Source organism: Shewanella sp. ENK2 (assembly GCF_043568515.1).
GTDB classification, from domain to species: Bacteria; Pseudomonadota; Gammaproteobacteria; order Enterobacterales; family Shewanellaceae; genus Shewanella; species Shewanella japonica.
This window is the reverse complement of the sequence record NZ_CP171406.1, coordinates 954,246-973,267: the sequence shown is the minus strand read 5'-3', so window position 1 is coordinate 973,267 and position 19,022 is coordinate 954,246. Positions and strand designations below refer to the sequence as shown.

Sequence of the window (19,022 nt, the reverse complement as noted above, 5' to 3'; positions counted from 1 at the left end):
GATAACTATTCTTTTATATATTTTTTAAAGCTCTCAGAATGGTGAGTAATCAACTTGCCAAACTTATCCTCAATGATCATGATTGGGATTTGGTGTTCATTGGCGATAGCCAATGATTCTTCGACAGAGAGCACCATAAATGCTGTTGCTAATGCATCTGCTGTCATAGAATATTTTTCAATTACTGTGGCTGAAACCACAGTGTGAGCAACGGGTCTACCTGAGCGTGGATCAATTAAATGAGAGAAGTGGTGGCCGTTTTTTTCGAAGTACTTACGGTAATCACCCGAGGTGGCGACGGCTGCATTTCCTGGATTAATAATTTCCATTTGCCCGGTTGAGTAAGCAAAAGGTTTATCGATTCCGACTTTCCATGCTTGTTGCTCAGCGTTAAGTCCTTTTATTCGTAATTCACCACCGATATCGACAAGGTAATTGTGAATACCATTCAGCTCCATTACATCGGCAACGACATCGACTCCAAAGCCTTTGGCAATTGAAGACAGATCAATCTCTAAGCCATCAATTGTTTTTGTCAGTTGATTGTTTTCGATTTTAATATGTTGGATCCCAACGTATTGCTTGGCATTGTCGATGGCTTTTTGAGTCGGGACTTCGATTGCTTTACCGTCTGGCCCAAACCCCCATAAATTAACTAATGGCGCAACAGTTACGTCCAATGTATGGTTTGTTAATTCAGCAATGCGCAGTGCCTCTGTCATGACGTATTTCATGTCTCGACTGATAGTGATAGGCGTATTTTTAGGTGTTTGGTTAATTTGGCTGATTTCAGAATCTTCACGCCAAGTAGACATTGATTGATTGACGCTTTCGAGACGAGTTTCTATTTGTGCTCGAATGTTTGCCATATGAGCTGGTGTGATTTTTTCTGCTGTCCAAGAGACCTTATATTTATTGCCCATGGTTTTTCCATGAACAGTTCTCATCTCTTGAGCATTAACTTGTGTGATTAAAATGCTATATAAAAATAGCCCAAAGATTGTTTTTAAAGTACTTGAATTCATATTCATAACAAGTTTTTTGTAAATAATAACTTTTGTTTTATTAGAATATGAGACAGTCATTTTTATGTAAATTTATACATGGAAAATCCTTTTTTTGATGTTTAAATTTGCGCTTCGCATCATTCTGTTATGTGTTTTTTTGAGCTAGATCTATGTTTTGTAAAGTTAAATTAGTAAAGGGTGCTATATGTCTTACCATGTTCATTTTTTATATCGTTTAGGTGTAAAAATTCAAATAAAACAATATTTAATCTATTAAAAACTGTTATTAATGTGATGTAAGTATAAATTTTATTGTTATTATTTAAACCAATGGAATATGTTGCAATATAAAATGAATTTCAAAAAATGAAATGGTTGTTTTTGATATTTAGAATTGTCAGTAATTAATACAGAGGCATTTGAAAGTAGATTATTTTTGAAAGGAAAAATATAGATGACTGTTTCAACTCGCGTTTTATTAACGTTGAGGGTTGCTATTTTAACGTTATTCTAAATGGGGATTTTTGGAATAAAGAAATTTGCTTATTTAGCCAATTAGTCATTTAGTCATTTAGTCAGTAAATAAATAGCCTTTTAGGCAAACGAGGGGAGATGATGCTGGGGACTAACCCAGCATTGGGTATGTATTAGCGCATTTTTGAACATCGATTAAGGGGTTAGATCAACACCTGATTAAGCACACGTTGCCAGTTGCCTCCTAAAAAGCGGTCACGATCGCTAGATTTATAGCGAGCTTTAGCTAAGGCATCATCGATTCGATTCATTCTGTCTATATGGTTTAGTTCCGGTATCACGACGTGCTGAGGCAAGTTCTCAAAACCTAAGACATTTTTTGCTGCTAAACTTTGCCACCATTCGTGGTATTGCTTTACACCTTCTTTGTTATTGTTATCTAACGCTAACAGGTTTTCTTGACCTCGCAGCGGATAATCATTGGCAATCGCAACAGCGTTCACCCCGCCGATTCTGGCAACTCTATCTAATTGACGTACATAATCATCAATTGTGGGCACAGGATCGTTGGTTAGCCAAAAGCTCATCATAAATACCCCAAATACGCCGCCAGTATCTGCAATGGCTCTAATAACCTCATCAGGTGAACAGCGGGCGTTATTTACAATAGAGCGTACAGCGCCGTGACTTTGTACTATGGGCATTTGGCTCGCTTTGGCTGTATCTAACGCGGTTTGCGGACTGGAATGACTAACATCAATAAGAATATTACGCTGGTTGAGTGCACTAATGAGCTGTTTACCGTCATCAGTTAGCGGTTTGTTTAACCCTTGGTTGCCGTCATTATCTAATGCGCCCCCCGCAAAACGATTTCCGTAATGGTGGGTTAATTGCAATACCCGTAATCCGTGCTGATGAAACTCATTCAAGCGTTGCCACTGCTGACCTTCACCTGAAAAGTTATCATCTTCAACACAATCGGCACCTTGTATTTGAAAATAAACTGCAGTGCGTTTTTCAGCCCTGGCGCTAGCAATATCACGCCCACTGAGACCCTGTAATAAAATATCTGGATTGTCTATTACCCGTTGCTGAGCTTCTTTAATGCTGGCAATGCAGGCTTTATAACTGCGTTTATAGTTTGTGGTGCCATCGGGCTGAGTAATCGCTTCTATATCAGAAATATCACAAATGTACGCATCTAGTTTTGATGCGCGCACATCATCAAGGTTATCAGGAAGAAAACTAAGTCCATCGATATAAAGGCGCTTATTTGATTGCGCAAGTACAGAAGAGCTGTAAAGCGGGCAGAGAAGACTGGCGGCGGCAATGCCCTTGAGAAGTTGTCGTCGGCTTTGGTTACAAGCGCTTGTTGTCATGTGGTTTCCTTTTTAGACGCTTGTAATCATGTGAAGCTGATTATGTTGCGGCAAATTGCTTTATAGCATTGGCTAAGGCGGTTACGCCATTGGTACGCGACGGGCTTAATTGGCCACTTAGCCCTAAATGTGAAAAATAACGCTCTAAATCAAATGAAGTAATTTCAGCAGAGGTCTTTCCGTGAGTCGCATCGAGCAGTATAGCAATAAGACCCTTAACTATACGTGAATCGCTGTCAGCACAAAAAAAGTGTTTATCTGCATCTTGATAGTGATATAGCCAAGCTTGGCTTTCACATCCTTTCACTTGAGCGGCTTCTACTTTAAACGTTTCATTTAATGGAGCAAGTACCTTACCTACCAGCATAATTTGGCGATATTTATCTTGCCAGTTTGTTGCCTGTTGTATGGCGAGAACAGCCTGAGAAACCTTGTCATCTAATGGTATAAAACAGCTTTTATCTGGCATATCAACGAGTATGTTTTCTGATGCTGGGTTATTCAAAATAGGCCTCAATGGGAATGACTAAATACTATTACGGTTAAGCTGTAAAGGTTTAAGCGAGTTAAGGTTAAGTTATAACAGTAATTCTTTAACTTTACGAAGTGCATCGATAAATAGGTCAATATCTTGCTTATTATTGTATAAACCAATGGATGCACGACAACAGCCTTTAAGGTTTAGGTGCTGCATTAATGGCATGGCGCAATGGTGGCCACACCGAACGGCAATACCTTGCTGATCGAGTAATATGCCCACATCTTGATGATGCTCACCAGCAAGGTTAAAAGCGACAACTCCAACATTATTAGAACCTGCGCCATAGAGGCTTATGTCACCCAACTGAGCCAGTTGTTGCTGTAAGTAGTGCAGTAAAGTTTGCTCATGTTGCTCAACCAAATCACTGGGTAAGTCACTCATAAAGCTAATTGCAGCGCCTAAACCGATGACGGCAGAAATAGCTGGGGTGCCAGCTTCTAATTTGTTAGGCAAACGACCAAACTCCGTACCGTTAAAGCTGACCGTTTTGATCATTTCCCCACCCGTTAACATCGGGGTTAAGGTATCTAATATCTGGTAGCGACCATAAAGGATGCCAACCCCTGTTGGACCATACATTTTATGGCCTGAAAATACATAAAAATCACAACCAATTTGTTGAACATCAATAGCAAAGTGAGCGATGGCTTGCGCGCCATCAACTAAGGTGATGGCACCTGCTTGTTTGGCTTTTTGAGTTAATTCTATGATCGGGTTAACTGTGCCTAATGCATTAGTCACATGGGTTAGGGCGACTAATTTGGGTGCTAATGACAGCAACTGCTCATACGCATCAACATCGATCGTTAAATCATTATTGAGTGGAATTGGCTTAATGATGGCGCCAGTTTGCTTTGCCAGTTGTTGCCACGGGACAATATTGGCATGATGGGCGGCTGTATCGACCAAGATAATATCGTCTTTATCAAATTGTGCAGTTAATCCATGCGCCACCATATTGATTGACTCAGTAGTTCCATGAGTAAAGATGATTTCATCGACTCGATTGCTATTGATAAACCCTTGAACTTGGCTACGTACAGCCTCATAGTCGTGGGTTGCTCGAGCTGATAATTGATGAGCAGCCCGGTGAACATTGGCATTATTTAGTTGATAATACTGATTCACAGCATTGATGACGGACTGAGGCTTTTGGCTCGTCGCCGCAGTATCTAAATAACATAACGGTTGCCCATCAATCTGTTGAAATAGGGTGGGAAATTGGGCTCTAATCGCATCATGTTCAAAAGCTTTCGTCATTGCAAACTCACTTTATTAACGCCAACCTTAAATAACTCGCGCGGATTCAAGCATTGTCGATAAATAGAAATTGGGCTAAGCCCTAAATAGAAACGCCACGATCTTCATAGAAAGTGGCGCTTATTGCAAGTCTAGCATGAACGATTAAGCAGTTTATTAAGGGCAAGGCATTCGGTAACGTAAAGACAATTCATCAATTCTTGCCAATAATTCAGGGCTAAGGGTTACATCAAGACTGTCGATGTTTTCTTTAAGCTGATCTAGCGTCGTTGCGCCAATAATATTAGAGGCAACAAAGCGTCGACTATTTACAAAAGCCAGTGACATTTGTGTTGGACTTAGATTGAACTCTCGAGCTAACTCAATATAAGCTTGGGTTGCTTCAAGTGCCATTGGGGTGGCATTGTAGCGAGCAAATCGCTTGAACAAGGTCAGTCTGGCTTTTTCTGGCCACTGGTTATTTTCATATTTACTTGTTAGCGCACCGAAAGCGAGCGGTGAATATGCCAGTAAAGGCAGCTCTTCCCGGTGACTAATTTCAGACATCCCTACTTCAAAACTACGATTCAGTAAATTATAAGGATTTTGCACGCTAACGATTCGAGGTAAGTCGTGTTTCTCTGCAAGGCGAAGGTATTGCATCAGCCCCCAAGGCGTCTCATTTGATACTCCGATATAACGCACTTTTCCTTGGCGAACGACTTCAGCTAACGCTTCTAATGTTTCAAGAATGGGCGTTTGATGTTCTTCTTCATCATGGTGATATAAAAGCTCGCCGAAATAGTTACAATTTCTGTCTGGCCAATGTACTTGATACAAATCAATTGTATCGACCTGTAATCGCTCAAGCGATGCATCAACTGCTTGATGAATATTTACCCAATCTAACGCCATATTAGGTCGGATAAAGTCGCTTTTAACACCTGCTGCAGACACTTTTGTGGCAATCACTAGGTTATCGCGGTTACCACGCTGAGATAAATATTGGCCAATAATCCGTTCTGTTTCGCCTTGAGATTCAGCTTTTGGCGGAACGGGATACATTTCGGCAGTATCAATAAAGTTAACACCGCGACTTAGGGCGTAATCGAGTTGTTCAAAAGCATCTTGTTGTGAGTTCTGTTCTCCCCAGGTCATAGTGCCTAGGCAAATCTTACTGACATCAAGACTGGTATGAGGAATGCGTTGATATTCCATTTATTTCTCCTATGGAATGCAGTTACTTTGAAGTTATCAAGCTTTTGCGTTAAACAAAAGCTTGATATTCCGTTAGCAAATTAACTGTTGAATATCTCGGCATTTATAAAGGGGGCCATTGCTAAAATAATGGCTTGGGTATAAATACTTTCTCGTGTTGCTAACCCTTGTGTTAACAGACCAATTGCACCGCCTTTTTGCTTGATGTTGTCAGTATTAAATAAACGATCCATAACATGGCCAAGCTCTTCACCTTGTTGTAATGATTGATACACTTGAGCTGGTAATGGCAGTAGTGCACTGCGACCAATAGATATTTGCTGCTGATGAATGATGGCCATATAGGCAAAGGTGGCTGGGCCGTGATCAAATTGATCAACCCCGCCTTCCATAGCGATGTAAAAGTCGGCTTTTGTTTCTGCCATTGTGTTTGCTAAGTCTTCAGACTGGCAAAATTGAACACGATTAATTGCCCCCTGTTTTGTTTCTTGCTCGGTCATGGGTTGATCTGCGACAAGAGAGGGAGCATGTTTGCCAATGCAATGTATTTGGTGATGGGGGAAATATTGGCTGAACGCAACTTTGGCGGCATTCACTTTTACTGGATTTTTAGAACCAACAATTATGGTCAGTTGTGCAATTGTTTTCTCGCCAATTGATTTTTTATCATGCAGAGGCTGCGTTTCAAGCTGAGTAGGATTTGACATAGTTTTATATTCAATTAGTTATTTTAGTAGCGGCATAAGCTACACTGATGCGCATTAAGTATCTTACGCTATTTTACAGAGAGTCATCATGGCAAAGAAGTTTTATGTTGTCTGGTCAGGTCGAGAGACGGGTATTTTTACCAGTTGGGATTACACCAAGAAGTTGGTGGATAAGTTTCCTCAAGCCAAATACAAGTCGTTTCCCACTGAGGCGCAAGCTAAAGCGGCATTTGCAGGGGCAGCCTCAAGTAGTATTGGAAAGCCAGCTAGCAAAAAAGCGAGCGGTAAAAGTATCAGCCAAAGTACCAGTAAAGTAGAGTCAATTAAGACGACGAATATTGATCTTTTCAGCCATGATGTCATGGTTTTTACTGATGGTGGTTGTGAGCCAAACCCTGGTAAGGCGGGTTCTGGAATGGCGGTTTATCGCCAAGGTGAAGTGAGTGAGCTTTGGTATGGGTTATTTAATCCTAATGGCACTAACAATAGTGCGGAACTAAATGCCTTGTATCAAGCGTTATTGGTGGCTGAAAAAGCCTTAAACGATAAGCAAACCGTTAAAATATTGAGTGACTCGCAATATTCCATTAATTGTATTACCAACTGGGCCTATGGTTGGAAAGCCAAAGGTTGGAAGCGAAAAGTTGCTGGTGATATTGCTAACCTTGAAGTGATACAACAAGCACACGAATTATATGACGCCATTAAAGGCCAGATTGATATTGCTCATGTGGCTGCTCATATCGGCATTGAAGGTAATGAACTGGCTGATCGCATGTCAATTTACGCTATCGATCAAAAAAATACTGAATTTAGCCAATATGATGAACCTATCAATTTAACTGAGATTCTGGCTCTTAGGACAGGGTAGTCGTCATTTCCTTTCTTTGAGAGATGATAGTTGAGGCATTTGTTAAGCATGGCAATCGTTATATGGGTTATTGATTGTATAGCCTAAGCCGTGCTTGTGTGTGAGCTGCTGGTTTATTAGGTGTTATTGTATTAGATGTTTTGTTGAACAATTTATCTTAAAGTGTTACCAATTAGAATAACTGATCGTACCAGTTGCGTGCTTTGCTCTCATATAGCGTTAAAATTTTTGTGAGTCGGGGTAAAAAATGACCTAGATCATATTTCATAATTTAGAATTCTATATTCTTCGCTGTGAAATTAGATACCTAATAGGGTCATTATTATGCAAAGAGATTCAATCAATGCGCAGGACGTTGCAGTTTCAGCTCACGATGAGCAAACTTCAGTAAAAGGCTGGACACGCCAAGATACGACTTGGATGCTTAGCTTGTTTGGTACCGCGGTTGGTGCAGGCATTTTATTTTTGCCTATCAATGCAGGAATGGGCGGATTTTGGCCGTTAGTGTTAATGGCCATTATCATTGGCCCAATGACGTACCTTGCTCATCGTGGTTTATCTCGTTTTGTATGTTCTTCTAAAAATCCAGGTAGCGATATCACCCAAGTGGTTGAAGAACATTTCGGTGTGAGTGCTGGTAAAGCCATCACAGTGCTTTATTTCTTTGCTATTTTCCCTATTGTGCTTATTTATGGTGTTGGCATTACGAACACTGTTGATAGTTTTATTGTTAATCAACTTGGCTTTGCTTCACCGCCACGTATTCTTTTATCTGCAGTGTTAATTATTGGCATGATGTCAGTGATGGTTGCGGGTGAAAAATTCATGCTGAAAGTGACTCAGTTTTTGGTTTACCCGTTAGTTGCTATTTTAGCTTTCATGTCATTTTACTTGATGCCAGATTGGAAGATGGACGCAATGCAAGTTGTGCCTTCTACCGGTGAGTTCTTAGGGACTGTGTGGCTAACGATTCCTGTATTAGTGTTTGCATTTAACCATTCTCCTGCTATTTCACAGTTCTCTGTTTCATTGAAACGTGAGCATGGCAATAACGCCTCGAAAAAAGCGGATGTGATTTTACGTAACACCTCCATGATGCTGGTTGGGTTCGTGATGTTATTTGTATTCTCGTGCGTATTGTCTTTAAGCCCTGCTCAATTAGCTGAAGCAAAAGATCAAAACTTAGCGATTCTGTCTTACCTTGCTAACGTTCACTCAAGCGGATTTGTTAGTTACTTTGGTCCTATTATTGCGTTCATTGCGATTATTTCTTCATTTTTTGGTCATTACTTAGGGGCAACTGAAGGCTTAAAAGGCATGATCACTAAGCAACTTCGTAGTAGCAATAAAGAAGTATCAGACGCCAAACTCAACAAATTTATTCTTGGCTTTATGTTTTTCAGTATTTGGATTGTTGCGGTTATTAACCCAAGCATTCTTGGCATGATTGAAGCGTTGGGCGGCCCTATTATTGCGGCGATTTTATACCTAATGCCAATGTATGCCGTTTATAAAGTTCCTGCATTAAAAGCTTACCGTGGCCGCATCAGTAATGTGTTTGTTGTGATTGCTGGTTTATTGGCAATGACAGCCATTTTATTCGGCCTAATGAGCTAACACTCTGATAATTAAGGCTGTTGTGTAGCATGGTTAGAGGAACAATAACGGTTCCTCTTTCTTACGGTTTTTAGTTTGCTGATAGGGTCAGTAAACGTTGAGGCAAATTATATGTTTAGTGCATTTGAAATCTTTAAGATTGGTATTGGTCCGTCGAGTTCACATACCGTTGGGCCGATGAAAGCGGCAAATTGTTTTATTGATGACTTGATTGAGCAAGGCAAGCTAACTCAAATTACTAAATTCACGGTTGATGTGTACGGATCATTATCATTAACGGGTAAGGGTCATCATACTGATATTGCGATCATCATGGGATTGGCGGGTAATGAACCTGAAACGGTTGATATTGATAGTATTGAGCCTTTTATTGCCCAAGTTGAGAAAACCCAAGAAATCATTATAGGTGATGCGATTCACCATGTTGATTTTCCTCGTGATGCCTTGATTTTCCATCGCTCAACCTTACCATTGCACGAAAATGGCATGACGTTACATGCTTGGATTGGCGATGAGTGTGTTTATTCCAATACTTACTACTCTATCGGCGGTGGTTTCATCGTTGAGGAAAGTGAGTTTACTCAAAGTCATTCCAGTGGCGTTAAGGTGCCTTATCACTTTAATTATGCTGATGAGCTAGTGGCACACTGCAAAGATTCAGGTTTAAGCATCAGCGGATTAATGAAGCAAAACGAGCTGTGCTTCCGTTCGGAAGAAGCTATGTATAGTGGGTTTAATCTTGTATGGAAAACCATGCAAGATGCGATTGTAAAAGGTTGTCATACAGAAGGCGTGTTATCTGGCCCATTAAAAGTGTCACGTCGTGCACCAGCCTTGCACCGTGAATTACTTCGCTGTGAGCGAACCAGTACCGATCCTATGGAAATCATTGATTGGGTCAATTTATTTGCGTTGGCTGTTAGTGAAGAAAATGCTGCTGGTGGTCGTGTTGTGACCTCGCCAACCAATGGTGCAGCAGGGATTATTCCTGCGGTGTTGGCCTACTATGACAAATTCATACAGAAGGTCGGTGAAAAAGAATGTAGCCGTTACTTTTTAGCCGCAGCTGCTGTGGGATCGCTATACAAACGGAATGCTTCGATATCTGGGGCGGAAGTTGGCTGTCAGGGTGAAGTGGGGGTCGCTTGTTCTATGGCGGCTGCGGGTTTAGCTGAGTTAATGGGCGGCTCACCTGCGCAAGTTTGTATGGCTGCTGAAATTGGTATGGAACATAACTTAGGTTTAACTTGCGATCCTGTAGCGGGCCAAGTTCAAGTCCCTTGTATTGAACGAAATGCAATCGCATCGGTGAAAGCGATTAATTCGTCACGTATGGCATTACGTCGTAATTCTGAACCAAGAGTGAGCTTAGATAAAGTGATTGCGACTATGTATGAAACGGGTAAAGACATGCATGTGAAATATCGTGAAACCAGCCAAGGTGGTCTTGCAATAAAAGTCACCAATTTGTGTGCTTAATCGGGTTTGATTAAAAGGCTTTCTTACGAAAGCCTTTTTTGTATTTTGTACACATTGACAACAGCGTATTGAGAACTCTACTCTTCAGCACCTTCTGCAATCTCTTCATACATCAGATAATGGCTTTGCTCCATACCTAGTGATTGATAGGTTTTTTGGGCAATGTGGTTGTCGTGCTCAACATACAATCTAAAACTCGCAGCGCCGCCTATTTCCTCAGCAAGTGATTTTACAGCTTGATAAAGCTTGGCATAAATTCCTTGGCGGCGATTTTGCGGGCGAATATACACACTTTGGATCCAGCAGTAGTTAGTTGCGCGCCAATCACTCCATTCAAGGGTAACCATTAACGATCCCGCTATTTGACCATCAACTACAGCGACAAGATAAAAGCCTTTTTCTGGGCTATTAAGCATCGTGCTCACGCCTTTTGTAAGACGTTCATTATCTAATGTGAGGTTTTCGGTTTCCAATGCCATCGCTTGGTTAAAATCAACTAATGCTGCTAAATCTGATGCTTGGCCTTTTCTTATTATCATCGTCCTTCCTATATCGGGAATCGTAAAAATGTTGCTGATTTTTTATTCGACTAAAGTCTAAGCTGCTATGCTTATTATTCAATGTGACAGTGCAAGAGGTTGTGATGATAAAGTCAAAATATCAATTCAGAGTTTACCGATATATCAAACATCCCAGTCGAATTAATCGAGTCAATAATCCTTGTCATAGTGTTTATCCTACTACAGTCAATGGGGCTGCACAGCCCAATATTAATCATCCGTTACACTTCCTGCTTACCTTAGCCACTTTAGGGTTATGGGCAATGGTGTGGTGGTGGCTGATTTTAAAGTCGAGAGGCGAGGAGTCAAACTGGCTTGCAGGTTTTGATGATGACTATTGGAGTTATTTAATCGAACGGGAATGTCCCCCTGCAGCTTTATATCCTGTCAAAATCGGCAATAAAGAAACGACATTTATATTTGAAGCCTAATAGTGAATTTTGAATAGAAGCTCAGTGTAAACTGACCTAGATCATCTATTAAACCTAAATAGGTATGCTAGTATGCGGCGCCGATTTTTGTCGGCCGAGTTTATTGATGGTGTCATTGTTTAACGTTGATAACGACATCATCTAGATATTCATACATCGTGACTACTAGTCAGTTACATCAATCGCAAACAAGCAAGGTTACCCCATGTCAAAACATGCACCGTCATTTCCAAGTCGAGTTTGGTCTCGTTGGATGTCAGTTCCTTTATGGTTACAAATCCTCATCGGTATGGTTCTAGGTATTATTGCAGGGATCACCTTAGGGGATGATGCTAGTTACCTAAAACCTATTGGTACCTTGTTTGTTAATACCATTAAAATGCTTATCGTTCCTTTGGTGTTTTGCTCATTGATTGTAGGTGTTACATCAATGCAAGACACGGCAAAAATGGGCCGTATTGGCTTTAAATCATTTGGCTTTTACCTAGGCACTACGTCAATTGCGATAAGCATTGGTTTACTTGTCGGCTACGTCATGCAACCTGGCGCAGGTCTTGGACTTGAAGGTGCAAAAATTGTCAGCGAAGTAAAAGAAGCGCCGACATTGATGGATACGTTAATTAATATCGTACCTACCAACCCCGTTGCGGCATTGGCCAGCGGTCAAATTTTGCAAGTGATTGTATTTGCAGTGGCACTCGGTATTTCGTTAGTGCTTATAGGTGAGCACGGTAAACCCGCTATTCGTGTTTTTGAAAGTCTAGCTGAAGCAATGTACAAACTCACTGATATGGTGATGAAGTTAGCGCCTTACGGTGTATTTGGTTTAATGGCTTGGGTCGCAGGTGAGTATGGCTTAGATATGTTATTGCCTTTGATAAAAGTCATTGTGGCGGTTTATATCGGCTGTGCGTTACACATTCTTGGTTTTTACAGTGTAGTACTGACGGTGTTTGGTAAGCTAAATCCGATGCAGTTCTTTAAAGGAATTGGCAATGCAATGGCGGTTGCATTTACAACGTCAAGCTCAGCCGGCACCCTACCAGCAAGTATGAAATGTGCCAGTGAAAACTTAGGGGTTAATAAGAAGATTTCTAGCTTTGTATTACCACTAGGAACCACCATTAACATGGATGGCACCGCGCTTTACCAAGGGGTCACGGCGTTATTTGTGGCACAGGCTTTTGGTATTGATTTAACTTGGGTGGATTACATTACTATTGTGCTAACTGCTACCCTTGCATCGATTGGCACAGCAGGTGTTCCAGGTGCAGGTCTAGTGATGTTAACTTTAGTACTGACCACTGTGGGCTTACCATTAGAAGGCGTTGCTATTATTGCGGGTATTGACCGTATTTTAGATATGGCTCGTACAGTAGTGAATGTATCAGGCGATTTAGTTGCCACGACGGTGATTGCTCGCTCAGAAGATGAGCTAGACGTTGAGCATTACAATGCGGATATGGAGCAATCAGCTCTTATTGCTCAGCATAACGAAGTCGATATTCAGCAAAAAGTTGCTGAAAATGTGAAAAGCAATTCATAAGTCATTATTTGAGTATATCGAAATAAAAAAGAGTGAAGCCATGGCTTCACTCTTTTTGTATGGACTCAGCATAATTAGCCAAGTTATGGTGCATTAGCGGGTAGCAACTAGTCTTGCTGCTGGCTCAATACTAATAAATTAGCACCTTGTTCTGATTTTAGCAGTAATTTTCCCGATTTTGATAAAGCCACATTTGTGACCATTGGCATGGCTTTCATGACTCTAGCTTCTTGTTTCATTAATACTTCTACACAGGCCATCATACTTGTACCAGCAGGGGAAAGAGTAAGTTGTGTATCGTCTTGCTGATACTCTCCAAAGAACTGATTACAACTATTATTACCCGATAATTTACCGTCTTCTGCAAACGTAATTTGTGCTGGACTATGATTAATTACAGCTTCAGAAAGAGCAGATTCAATATACCAGCTACCTAACAAGTTAATTTCTTCAGCCTGGTGGCTGTTGCTTTGACAAGCACTAAGACCGAAAATAACCAAACAAGCGGTAATAGTGGGTTTTATCATGATGGTTTCCAATGAGATCGATAATCATCATAGTATATACTGTGTTTCAGCTAAATTTTCATGATGAAGTAGATTTAATTGTTATTCATTCTTTAAAGTCAGTGCATTAGTTAAGGTCGTCGTAAAAATAGACATCTTGATATGTCATTCAGTTAATAAGAGCTATTTAATGAGTAAAATATTTAAAGTCATGCATCTGGTCGGATTATTTATGGTTGGCTGTGGCGCATATTTCTATTTATTGACAGACATGGCCAACGAAATAAATGGCATGTTATTAGTGGCGAGTCTAATTGGTATTGGGCTTTTAATTATGGCGCCTTATCCTGTTGCATTAGTCTTCGATTGGGCACAAAAGCAGCCGCAATCCCAAGTAAAACAAGAAAGTGATAATAAAACTGAATGAAAATCCAATACCGATTAGCAACACAAGAAGACTCAGCGGAACTGGCTCGACTTGAAAAGAGCTACATGAATGATGAGCTGTCATCACCCGCAGAAAGTATGTCTGGGCAGTGTTTTTCAAAGACCGATATTAGCGAGTTAATTCGCCTCGGTTGGATTATGTTAGCTGAGAGCAGTGAAAAAAACGAGTTCTGCACAAAGTCAGGCAAGTATTATTGGTTATGTGATTGCTGGGCCTTGGTCATGGTTTAAATCATGGGGTATATACGCATTTGTTATGCGAAAACTATCTGATATAGAAGCGGGATTTAGTAAGATAACGGCGCAAAATAGTTGTCAATATGGCCCCATTTGGATTCATCCTGATTTTCGTGGCCAAGGGATATTTGCGAAGTTAGTTGAAAAGCTTAGTTGTAATGTGGCCAAAAAATACCCTTATTTGGTGACTTTTATCGCAGAAGAAAATCAAGCTTCTTTCGCCGCTCATACTGGTAAATCTGCCATGGAAGTAGTGGATTACTTTAGTTTTCAGCAGCGTGATTACTATTTGCTGCTAATGAAAAATTAATAGTGACAAGCAGGTATAGACAAGGTTATTAATGAAGTGGTTAACCGAAGAATTTAATGTATGGCATAACAAGAGGTAAATGATGAGTGTTGAAAACTCGCTAAATCAATTTGAACAGTTATTTCAGCCGTATCTGCATTTACGTTTGTCCGCCTATGATAATGCCAAAATTGTGGTGGCAGTATTAGCATCACAAAATAAAACATATCGTGTGGTTGAGTGTGTAAGTTCATCGCAGTTAGATACTGAGCAAGCTGTAAGCCAACATGGCCACTACCTTGTTGAAACTGACTTCGGCAATATTGGCTGTGGCCGAGCTAATGGCTATCAAGAGGCTATTCAATTAATCGATGCGCTGCAAGACATAGATCTAAGCTCTGCAAGAGAGCTGACTGTACCAGTGTTGAATATGCAACAAGTGGCGTTTATGTGCGTAGAAACGGCGCACTTTGATCACTGCTGATACGTATTACTCTAAATTTTTTTACTGTTTCTAACTCAACTCAACTCAACTTAACTCGACTTAACTCAACTTAACTCAACTTAACTCAACTTAACTCAACTTAACTCAACTTAACTCGACTTAAGTAATGCCAAAGGTCTATCTTGGTTGTTATGCTTTTTAAATAACTGATTTATATTATTGTCTACCTCATGGGGCTTAATAAAACCGTGCTGCTGATAGAAATCGGTGAGCGAAGCTATTGTAAAAACATAACACTCAGATTCAAGCAAATTTGATTGAATAACAGACATCAATTGATGAGCGACTCCTTGGCCTCTAGCACTTTTTTTAACGACTAATCCTGTGACTAATTGAACCTCGCCAATTTTTTTATCCTCACAGCAGCTAATATATTATCGATTTGAAGCTGGTTCGTGTGGTTAGCTATTGGCTTATCATCAGATTTTGCTTGGCAGCAGAGGATGACAGTGTCTTTAAATGTTGGTTTGGAGTAGGGCAAGTGTTGGCGATAGAAAAGTTTGATTACGGACCATAATTGTTGCTGCTCGCTCAAAGTCGTTTGGTAGTACTCGCCCTGAATACTGTCTGACGTTCTTACTGGAACAGGCACTGGTGACAGGCTAGAAAAGTCAGATTCACTTGCTTTGAACATATAATAGGAGTGCATTCATTTTCCTGAGTTTTATCATTGAGTCTCGCAACCTAAGCATCACAACCTGAGCCTGTTAGCCAAAGTCGGTATGGCTTAACATCATATTGAGCATTCAGATCATAGCTTATTGCTTCAATGGGTTCGACTTATCACCTTATTTCCAATTGGTAAATTATTGCTCATTTTTAGGTCGTTTCTATGCTGGTTTCTCTGCTCGTTTCATTGCCAGTTTAACGGTTGTTATATTATTTGTTTATTAGCTGCTTCCTTATTTTCACATATTGAAAGTGTCATTGTAGAAATTCTATCCACTTTGAGTCTTTAAAGTGCTTATTTGTGAATGTTAACAAGTTGTTTTCAGGTTAGGGCTTGTTTGAATAATTATACGGTGATAGCTTAATAACTATCTTATTTAGTTTATGATTTTCATACTATTATTTGTATCGGTTTTGTTTGAATAGGTATGTTAACTAAACGTTGAAAGCAAGTTTGAGATTTCGATGGAATTTTTGCCGCATACGTTAACCGCACTGCAAATGTATAAATTATTGATTGGTGGTATCACCCCAAGACCAATCGCTTGGGTGTCTACGGTATCGGCAAAAGGAGTATCTAATTTAGCGCCATTTTCATTTTTTACAGTGGCAAGTGCTAATCCTCCAGTGTTGTGCTTTAACCCAATGAGTACCGATAAAGGCGCAGAAAAAGACACGCTAGTTAATATACGTGAACAGCAAGAATTTGTGATCAACACTGTCAGTTATCAAGACTTATCGGTAATGGATCAAACGTGCCATTCATTACCGCCAGAACAAAATGAGTTTGAATATGCTGGAATAGAAACCTTAGACTCAACGATTGTGAAACCAAGTCGCGTTAAGCAAGCTGTGGTCAGTTTTGAATGTCGACTCAATCAAATTGTCGATTTAGGTAATCAGCCATTAGCAGGGCATTTGATATTAGGGGACGTCGTTGCTGTTCATGTTAACGATGACGCGATAGATAATTTTAAAATAGATGCAGATCAACTTGATGCCATTGGCAGAATGGCTGGCAGTGACTATTGTTTAACGAGAGATAAAGTACAATTGATGCGCGAATAAAGCGATGTAAGCGAGTTAAATAAAAGGACTATTTAATTCACACCCTTAGGGTAAGAAAATCTACTGATGAGCATTAAGTACAGGGAGAGATAATGCCACTTTTAGAACAATTTAAAAATAAACTATCATCAAAACAAAGCGATGTCTCTTTGAGCGTCGTGATAGGGGTAATCGTCTCTTTTTTAGTTGTCGCTTATGGCGCTTTAGCCAATCCGCTTGAATACACAGAGCCACAATCTTTGGTCGAAAGGCTAACAATATATGCTTATGGCTTAATCTTGCCTGCATTGGCATTTATATTTGCTGCAGGGCGTGTGCTACTTAGACGATTCAATACCACACAAACTCATATTCGCTCGGCTTTTGAGGAGTCGGAAAAAACCAGGCATTTGCAAAATGTTTTACAAAATACCTTAGAGCAATTTTGTATTGTTTTGAGCGTGTATTTTTTATGGACCTTTATTATGCCTGCTGAGTTCATGTCACTGATTGCGCTATTATCGATAGTCTTTTTTATCGGCAGAATTATATTTATCAGTGGTTATGAAAAAGGTTCCGCCACAAGAGCGTTAGGGTTTAGTTTGACATTTTATCCTTCAGTGCTCTCTGTAGGCGCTATTATTATTTATCTTTTTTATCGTACGTTCTCTTAGCCGTTTTAGTGAATTTTACCCATAAAAAAACCGTCATAAGACGGTTTTTTTGATTCTACTTTATGCGCTAGGCTAAGTTGAAAACTTATAAGCCTGCATCTGCACGTAAGATTTCAGCTTTATCAGTCGCTTCCCAAGGGAACTCATTACGACCGAAGTGACCGTATGCAGCTGTACCTTGGTAAATTGGACGAGCTAAATCTAACATAGCGGTTAAGCCATATGGACGTAATTCAAAGTGCTGGCGAACTAGCTTGATAAGTACGTCTTCAGAAACTTTACCTGTACCAAATGTTTCAATACTGATTGACGTTGGCTCTGCAACACCAATAGCGTAAGACACTTGGATTTCACAACGATCAGCAAGACCTGCTGCAACGATGTTTTTAGCAACGTAACGTGCAGCATAAGCAGCACTACGATCCACTTTTGATGGGTCTTTACCTGAGAAAGCACCGCCACCGTGACGTGCCATACCGCCGTAGGTATCTACGATAATTTTACGACCGGTTAGACCACAATCGCCTACAGGGCCACCAATAACAAAACGGCCAGTTGGGTTAATGAAGTACTTAGTGTCTTTGTTTAACCATTGTGATGGTAAAACAGGCTTAATGATGGTTTCCATCACGCCTTCGATTAAGTCTTCTTGCGTCACATCTTCACGATGTTGAGTCGACAGGACGATGGCGTCAATACCTTTGATTTGACCATTTTCATAGGCAAAAGTAACCTGACTTTTTGCATCAGGACGTAGCCAAGGTAATGTACCGTCTTTACGGACTTCAGACTGACGTTTAACCAGCTTGTGTGCGTAAGTAATAGGTGCAGGCATTAATACATCAGTTTCATTGCTTGCATAACCAAACATTAATCCTTGGTCACCCGCGCCTTGCTCAGCAGGATCGCTACGATCAACACCTTGGTTAATATCTGGAGACTGTTTACCAATCGCATTTAAAATCGCACAAGAGTCAGCATCAAAACCCATATCTGAATGAGTGTAGCCAATTTCACGTACTGTTTTACGTGTGATTTCTTCGATATCAACCCAAGCTGAAGTCGTAACTTCACCACCGACTAATACCATGCCAGTTTTAACGTAAGTTTCACATGCAACACGCGCTTTAGGATCTTGCTCTAAAATTGCGTCTAGTACCGCATCAGAAATCTGATCGGCGATTTTATCTGGATGACCTTCTGAGACTGACTCAGAGGTGAACAAGTGGTTTGCCATAGTTGGTAAATCTCGTCTTTTGGAATTTGAACGTGTAGAAGCATCTACATCTAGACGTCTATAATAATTCAAATTAGGTTTGATAACACCCCTTAGAATCAATATAAGTTAAAAATTGTGCAACCATTCAAAGATTTATAAAAACTGTAATTGCTCTGTTTTATAAATTTATTAAATTAATCTTATGAATTTTATGCTAATTCTTGCCTTTATACTGTATTAGGTAGGGATGCTAAAGTTAAAAATAAAACAATAACTTTAGTTGATGTTTATCACTTTGTTGGTTTTTTTATTCGCTGCTGGCAACAAATATTCACGGTACTTTTAATGTGAAAAAATGTC

The 19,022-nt window shown here is 40.1% G+C and carries 20 protein-coding genes; 10 read left to right on the top strand and 10 right to left on the bottom strand.

What is annotated here, in order from left to right; all coding sequences use genetic code 11:
* Positions 1-5: 5 nt before the first annotated feature.
* The 6 genes from ACGEDC_RS04375 to yjjX all read right to left on the bottom strand — a co-directional run bounded on the left by ACGEDC_RS04375 (position 6) and on the right by yjjX (position 6,565).
* Positions 6-923, bottom strand: a complete 918-nt coding sequence (locus ACGEDC_RS04375; RefSeq protein ID WP_394496692.1) for an FAD:protein FMN transferase — start codon at positions 921-923, stop codon at positions 6-8.
* Positions 924-1,684: 761 nt separating this feature from the next.
* On the bottom strand, positions 1,685-2,860 hold the full coding sequence (locus ACGEDC_RS04370; protein ID WP_394496689.1) for a membrane dipeptidase: 1,176 nt from the start codon (positions 2,858-2,860) through the stop codon (positions 1,685-1,687).
* Positions 2,861-2,900: 40 nt separating this feature from the next.
* Positions 2,901-3,329, bottom strand: a complete 429-nt coding sequence (locus ACGEDC_RS04365; protein ID WP_394498239.1) for a SufE family protein — start codon at positions 3,327-3,329, stop codon at positions 2,901-2,903.
* Positions 3,330-3,437: 108 nt separating this feature from the next.
* The gene (locus ACGEDC_RS04360; protein ID WP_394496687.1) at positions 3,438-4,661 is read right to left on the bottom strand and encodes a cysteine desulfurase; all 1,224 of its coding nucleotides are present in this window, start codon (positions 4,659-4,661) and stop codon (positions 3,438-3,440) included.
* Positions 4,662-4,817: 156 nt separating this feature from the next.
* Positions 4,818-5,858 carry an NADP(H)-dependent aldo-keto reductase gene (locus tag ACGEDC_RS04355; RefSeq protein ID WP_394496685.1) on the bottom strand — a complete coding sequence of 347 codons (1,041 nt, stop codon included), beginning with the start codon at positions 5,856-5,858 and terminating at the stop codon, positions 4,818-4,820.
* 80 nt (positions 5,859-5,938) lie between these two features.
* Positions 5,939-6,565: an inosine/xanthosine triphosphatase gene (gene yjjX / locus ACGEDC_RS04350; protein ID WP_394496683.1), complete on the bottom strand. Its 627-nt coding sequence runs from the start codon at positions 6,563-6,565 to the stop codon at positions 5,939-5,941.
* Positions 6,566-6,653: 88 nt separating this feature from the next.
* On the opposite strand from yjjX, the gene ACGEDC_RS04345 reads away from it, so the two are divergent.
* The 3 genes from ACGEDC_RS04345 (at position 6,654) to ACGEDC_RS04335 (ending at position 10,532) form a co-directional block, all read left to right on the top strand.
* Positions 6,654-7,436 (top strand): ribonuclease H family protein, encoded by a 783-nt coding sequence (locus ACGEDC_RS04345; RefSeq protein WP_192021502.1) that lies wholly within the window; start codon positions 6,654-6,656, stop codon positions 7,434-7,436.
* Between the two features lie 324 nt (positions 7,437-7,760).
* Positions 7,761-9,053 (top strand): serine/threonine transporter, encoded by a 1,293-nt coding sequence (locus ACGEDC_RS04340; RefSeq protein ID WP_394496681.1) that lies wholly within the window; start codon positions 7,761-7,763, stop codon positions 9,051-9,053.
* A gap of 111 nt (positions 9,054-9,164) precedes the next feature.
* Positions 9,165-10,532 carry an L-serine ammonia-lyase gene (locus ACGEDC_RS04335; protein WP_065109540.1) on the top strand — a complete coding sequence of 456 codons (1,368 nt, stop codon included), beginning with the start codon at positions 9,165-9,167 and terminating at the stop codon, positions 10,530-10,532.
* A gap of 77 nt (positions 10,533-10,609) precedes the next feature.
* On the opposite strand, the gene ACGEDC_RS04330 is transcribed toward ACGEDC_RS04335, so the two are convergent.
* Positions 10,610-11,071 (bottom strand): GNAT family N-acetyltransferase, encoded by a 462-nt coding sequence (locus ACGEDC_RS04330; protein ID WP_394496678.1) that lies wholly within the window; start codon positions 11,069-11,071, stop codon positions 10,610-10,612.
* A 104-nt stretch (positions 11,072-11,175) separates the two neighbouring features.
* On the opposite strand from ACGEDC_RS04330, the gene ACGEDC_RS04325 reads away from it, so the two are divergent.
* Both ACGEDC_RS04325 and ACGEDC_RS04320 read left to right on the top strand, forming a co-directional pair.
* Entirely contained in the window at positions 11,176-11,523 is a 348-nt protein-coding gene (locus ACGEDC_RS04325) for a hypothetical protein (RefSeq protein ID WP_174567610.1), read from the top strand.
* A 205-nt stretch (positions 11,524-11,728) separates the two neighbouring features.
* Entirely contained in the window at positions 11,729-13,069 is a 1,341-nt protein-coding gene (locus ACGEDC_RS04320; protein ID WP_055025151.1) for a dicarboxylate/amino acid:cation symporter, read from the top strand.
* A gap of 107 nt (positions 13,070-13,176) precedes the next feature.
* Here the strand turns inward: ACGEDC_RS04320 and ACGEDC_RS04315 are convergent, their stop codons facing one another.
* A complete protein-coding gene (locus ACGEDC_RS04315; protein WP_394496675.1) occupies positions 13,177-13,596 on the bottom strand; it encodes an META domain-containing protein in 420 nt (139 codons plus the stop codon).
* Positions 13,597-13,765: 169 nt separating this feature from the next.
* Here ACGEDC_RS04315 and ACGEDC_RS04310 point away from each other — a divergent pair, with 169 nt between their 5' ends.
* The 3 genes from ACGEDC_RS04310 to ACGEDC_RS04300 all read left to right on the top strand — a co-directional run bounded on the left by ACGEDC_RS04310 (position 13,766) and on the right by ACGEDC_RS04300 (position 15,032).
* Entirely contained in the window at positions 13,766-14,002 is a 237-nt protein-coding gene (locus ACGEDC_RS04310) for a hypothetical protein (protein ID WP_055025153.1), read from the top strand.
* Between the two features lie 174 nt (positions 14,003-14,176).
* Positions 14,177-14,569, top strand: a complete 393-nt coding sequence (locus tag ACGEDC_RS04305; protein WP_394496673.1) for a hypothetical protein — start codon at positions 14,177-14,179, stop codon at positions 14,567-14,569.
* A gap of 79 nt (positions 14,570-14,648) precedes the next feature.
* Positions 14,649-15,032, top strand: coding sequence for a hypothetical protein (locus ACGEDC_RS04300; protein WP_394496671.1), 384 nt, complete (start codon positions 14,649-14,651; stop codon positions 15,030-15,032).
* A 110-nt stretch (positions 15,033-15,142) separates the two neighbouring features.
* Here the strand turns inward: ACGEDC_RS04300 and ACGEDC_RS04295 are convergent, their stop codons facing one another.
* Positions 15,143-15,400: a GNAT family N-acetyltransferase gene (locus tag ACGEDC_RS04295; RefSeq protein WP_394498237.1), complete on the bottom strand. Its 258-nt coding sequence runs from the start codon at positions 15,398-15,400 to the stop codon at positions 15,143-15,145.
* Positions 15,401-16,187: 787 nt separating this feature from the next.
* Here ACGEDC_RS04295 and ACGEDC_RS04290 point away from each other — a divergent pair.
* The gene (locus ACGEDC_RS04290) at positions 16,188-16,790 is read left to right on the top strand and encodes a flavin reductase family protein (protein ID WP_394496669.1); all 603 of its coding nucleotides are present in this window, start codon (positions 16,188-16,190) and stop codon (positions 16,788-16,790) included.
* Positions 16,791-16,882: 92 nt separating this feature from the next.
* On the top strand, positions 16,883-17,443 hold the full coding sequence (locus ACGEDC_RS04285; RefSeq protein WP_055025158.1) for an MAPEG family protein: 561 nt from the start codon (positions 16,883-16,885) through the stop codon (positions 17,441-17,443).
* Positions 17,444-17,528: 85 nt separating this feature from the next.
* On the opposite strand, the gene metK is transcribed toward ACGEDC_RS04285, so the two are convergent.
* Complete coding sequence (gene metK / locus ACGEDC_RS04280) at positions 17,529-18,680, bottom strand: methionine adenosyltransferase (protein ID WP_055025159.1); 1,152 nt, start codon at positions 18,678-18,680, stop codon at positions 17,529-17,531.
* Positions 18,681-19,022: the final 342 nt, after the last annotated feature.

Bases quoted from the DNA above. Each gene is read 5' to 3' on its own strand.
- ACGEDC_RS04325 (WP_174567610.1), top strand. From the start codon at position 11,176: ATGATAAAGTCAAAATATCAATTCAGAGTTTACCGATATATCAAACAT.
- ACGEDC_RS04340 (WP_394496681.1), top strand. From the start codon at position 7,761: ATGCAAAGAGATTCAATCAATGCGCAGGACGTTGCAGTTTCAGCTCAC.
- ACGEDC_RS04375 (WP_394496692.1), bottom strand. From the start codon at position 923: ATGGGCAATAAATATAAGGTCTCTTGGACAGCAGAAAAAATCACACCA.
- ACGEDC_RS04315 (WP_394496675.1), bottom strand. From the start codon at position 13,596: ATGATAAAACCCACTATTACCGCTTGTTTGGTTATTTTCGGTCTTAGT.
- yjjX (WP_394496683.1), bottom strand. From the start codon at position 6,565: ATGTCAAATCCTACTCAGCTTGAAACGCAGCCTCTGCATGATAAAAAA.
- ACGEDC_RS04360 (WP_394496687.1), bottom strand. From the start codon at position 4,661: ATGACGAAAGCTTTTGAACATGATGCGATTAGAGCCCAATTTCCCACC.
- ACGEDC_RS04285 (WP_055025158.1), top strand. From the start codon at position 16,883: ATGCCACTTTTAGAACAATTTAAAAATAAACTATCATCAAAACAAAGC.
- ACGEDC_RS04355 (WP_394496685.1), bottom strand. From the start codon at position 5,858: ATGGAATATCAACGCATTCCTCATACCAGTCTTGATGTCAGTAAGATT.
- ACGEDC_RS04370 (WP_394496689.1), bottom strand. From the start codon at position 2,860: ATGACAACAAGCGCTTGTAACCAAAGCCGACGACAACTTCTCAAGGGC.
- ACGEDC_RS04300 (WP_394496671.1), top strand. From the start codon at position 14,649: ATGATGAGTGTTGAAAACTCGCTAAATCAATTTGAACAGTTATTTCAG.
- ACGEDC_RS04290 (WP_394496669.1), top strand. From the start codon at position 16,188: ATGGAATTTTTGCCGCATACGTTAACCGCACTGCAAATGTATAAATTA.
- ACGEDC_RS04365 (WP_394498239.1), bottom strand. From the start codon at position 3,329: ATGCCAGATAAAAGCTGTTTTATACCATTAGATGACAAGGTTTCTCAG.
- ACGEDC_RS04320 (WP_055025151.1), top strand. From the start codon at position 11,729: ATGTCAAAACATGCACCGTCATTTCCAAGTCGAGTTTGGTCTCGTTGG.
- ACGEDC_RS04335 (WP_065109540.1), top strand. From the start codon at position 9,165: ATGTTTAGTGCATTTGAAATCTTTAAGATTGGTATTGGTCCGTCGAGT.
- ACGEDC_RS04310 (WP_055025153.1), top strand. From the start codon at position 13,766: ATGAGTAAAATATTTAAAGTCATGCATCTGGTCGGATTATTTATGGTT.
- ACGEDC_RS04330 (WP_394496678.1), bottom strand. From the start codon at position 11,071: ATGATAATAAGAAAAGGCCAAGCATCAGATTTAGCAGCATTAGTTGAT.
- ACGEDC_RS04345 (WP_192021502.1), top strand. From the start codon at position 6,654: ATGGCAAAGAAGTTTTATGTTGTCTGGTCAGGTCGAGAGACGGGTATT.
- metK (WP_055025159.1), bottom strand. From the start codon at position 18,680: ATGGCAAACCACTTGTTCACCTCTGAGTCAGTCTCAGAAGGTCATCCA.